The sequence below is a fragment of the uncultured Nevskia sp. genome (assembly GCF_903885465.1).
Lineage (GTDB): Bacteria > Pseudomonadota > Gammaproteobacteria > Nevskiales > Nevskiaceae > Nevskia.
Genome location: NZ_CAISIQ010000230.1, coordinates 1 through 2,033, shown reverse-complemented (window position 1 = coordinate 2,033; position 2,033 = coordinate 1). Strand labels below are relative to the sequence as shown.

Annotated in this window: 2 protein-coding genes; both read left to right on the top strand. The window is 65.5% G+C overall.

Annotated features, from left to right (window positions below; all coding sequences use genetic code 11):
• A partial coding sequence (mvk, locus tag QZY06_RS08670) for a mevalonate kinase (protein WP_295682921.1) occupies window positions 1-1,398 on the top strand: 1,398 nt, incomplete at its 5' end.
• A gap of 1 nt (window position 1,399) precedes the next feature.
• Window positions 1,400-2,005 carry an isopentenyl-diphosphate Delta-isomerase gene (gene idi, locus QZY06_RS08665; RefSeq protein WP_295682924.1) on the top strand — a complete coding sequence of 202 codons (606 nt, stop codon included), beginning with the start codon at window positions 1,400-1,402 and terminating at the stop codon, window positions 2,003-2,005.
• Window positions 2,006-2,033: the final 28 nt, after the last annotated feature.

The following is a 2,033-nucleotide window of genomic DNA, read 5'->3' as shown; positions in this document are numbered from 1 at the left end:
GCCCATGCCTATGCCGCGCGCTCCGGCCGCTATACCTCGCTGACCCGCTGGTACAAGGGCGACGACGGCGCGCTGGTCGGCGAGATCGAGATTCCGATGAAGGTCGGCACCGTCGGCGGTCCGCTGCAGTCGAACCCGACCGTCGCGCTGAACCACCGCCTGCTCGGTGCCACGTCGGCGCGCGAACTGGCGATGGTGATGGGCACGGTCGGCTTGGCGCAGAACTTCTCGGCGATCCGCGCCTTGGCCACCGAAGGCATCCAGCAGGGTCACATGACCTTGCACGCACGCTCGGTGGCGCTGGCGGCCGGCGCCTCGCCGGAGATCTTCGAAACCGTGGTCGAGCGCCTGATCGAGGGCGGCGACATCAAGATCTGGAAGGCGCAGGAAATCGTCGTGCAGGTCAAGAAAGCAATGCGTCAGGAGGCGGGCAGCGAAGAGCCGACGTCGAATGCGCCGCGCTCGCAAGGCCACGGCAAGATCATCCTGTTGGGCGAGCATGCCGTCGTCTACGGCAGCCATGCGATCGCCGCACCGGTGCCGCTGGCCATCGAGGCGAGCGTGCAGGACGGCGACAGCGGCAGCGCCAATCCGGGTGTCGATCTGATCATCCCTCGCTGGGGCGTCGAGTCACGTCTGCACAAGGATCCAGCGCATCGCGATTCGTTCCAGCGCTCGCTCGGCATCGTCTTCGACAAGCTGGGTTTGACCGAGCGTTCCTTGCGCATCGAAGTGTTCCCCAACGTGCCGCGCGGCATGGGCCTCGGTGGCTCGGCGGCGATGGCGGTGGCGGTCATTCGCGCGCTCGACCAGCACTTCAAGCTTGGCCATACCGACGACGAGATCAACGCGCTGGCCTTCGAGTGCGAGAAGGTTGCGCACGGCACGCCGAGCGGCATCGACAATACCGTCGCCACCTTCGGCAAGCCGCTGCTCTATCGCCGCGCCCATGAAGGCCAGCCGCTGCTGATGAAGCCGCTGGACCTGAGCAAGCCGATTCCGCTGGTGGTGGGCATTTCCGGCAAGGAAAGCCTGACCGCGAAAACCGTGGGCGGCGTGCGTGCGGCCTGGCAGAAGAACCCGGAGCTGTACGAGAACATCTTCCGGCAGATCGACGCGCTGACCCTGCAAGGGGTCGACGCGGTGCAGAACTATCAGCTCGAGCGCCTTGGCGATCTGATGAATGTCTGCCACGGTCTGCTCAATGCGCTGCGGGTGTCGAGCTGGGAAATCGAGGAAATGGTGCAGATCTGCCGCGAGCAGGGCGCCCTCGGCGCCAAGCTGACGGGCGGCGGCGGCGGCGGTTCGATCATCGCGCTGGCGCCGGAACATCCGGAGCGCGTCATCGCCGCGCTGCGTGACGCGGGTTATTCGGGCTTGGAGGTGCGCATTGGGTGACATGAAGATGGCCAAGGACGCTGGGGCCGGCGGCGTGCACGAGGTCGTCTCGTTCGACGACGAGCCGTTGATCCTGGTCGACGAGCAGGACAACGAAGTCGGCTATCTGCTGAAGGCCGAAGCCCACATGGGCCACGGCACCCTGCACCGCGCGTTCTCGCTGTTCGTGTTCAATTCGGCCGGCGAACTGCTGCTGCAGCAGCGCGCTGAGGCTAAGCGGCTGTGGGGCCAGTTCTGGTCGAACACCTGCTGCAGCCATCCGCGCCGCGGCGAAACCATGGATATCGCCATTCATCGCCGGTTGAAGGAAGAACTCGGCTTCGAGTGCCGCTTCGATTTCCTGTTCAAGTTCCAGTACCAGGCGCAGTTTGACGCCACCGGCGCCGAGCACGAATTGTGCTGGGTCTATGCCGGCCGCAGCGATGTGGCACCGGTGGTCAACGCCAACGAGATTTCGGCGGTCCGCTACATCGCGCCGGATGCGCTCGATGCCGAGATCGAAGCGAGCCCGGAACGCTTCACGCCGTGGTTCAAGATAGAGTGGGCGCGCATCCGTGCCCAGCACGCCGGGGTGTATGCGCGGCAGCCGCGGGCGTCTTTGGCATAAAATGCGGGATTCGGGGACTGGTCTGGAT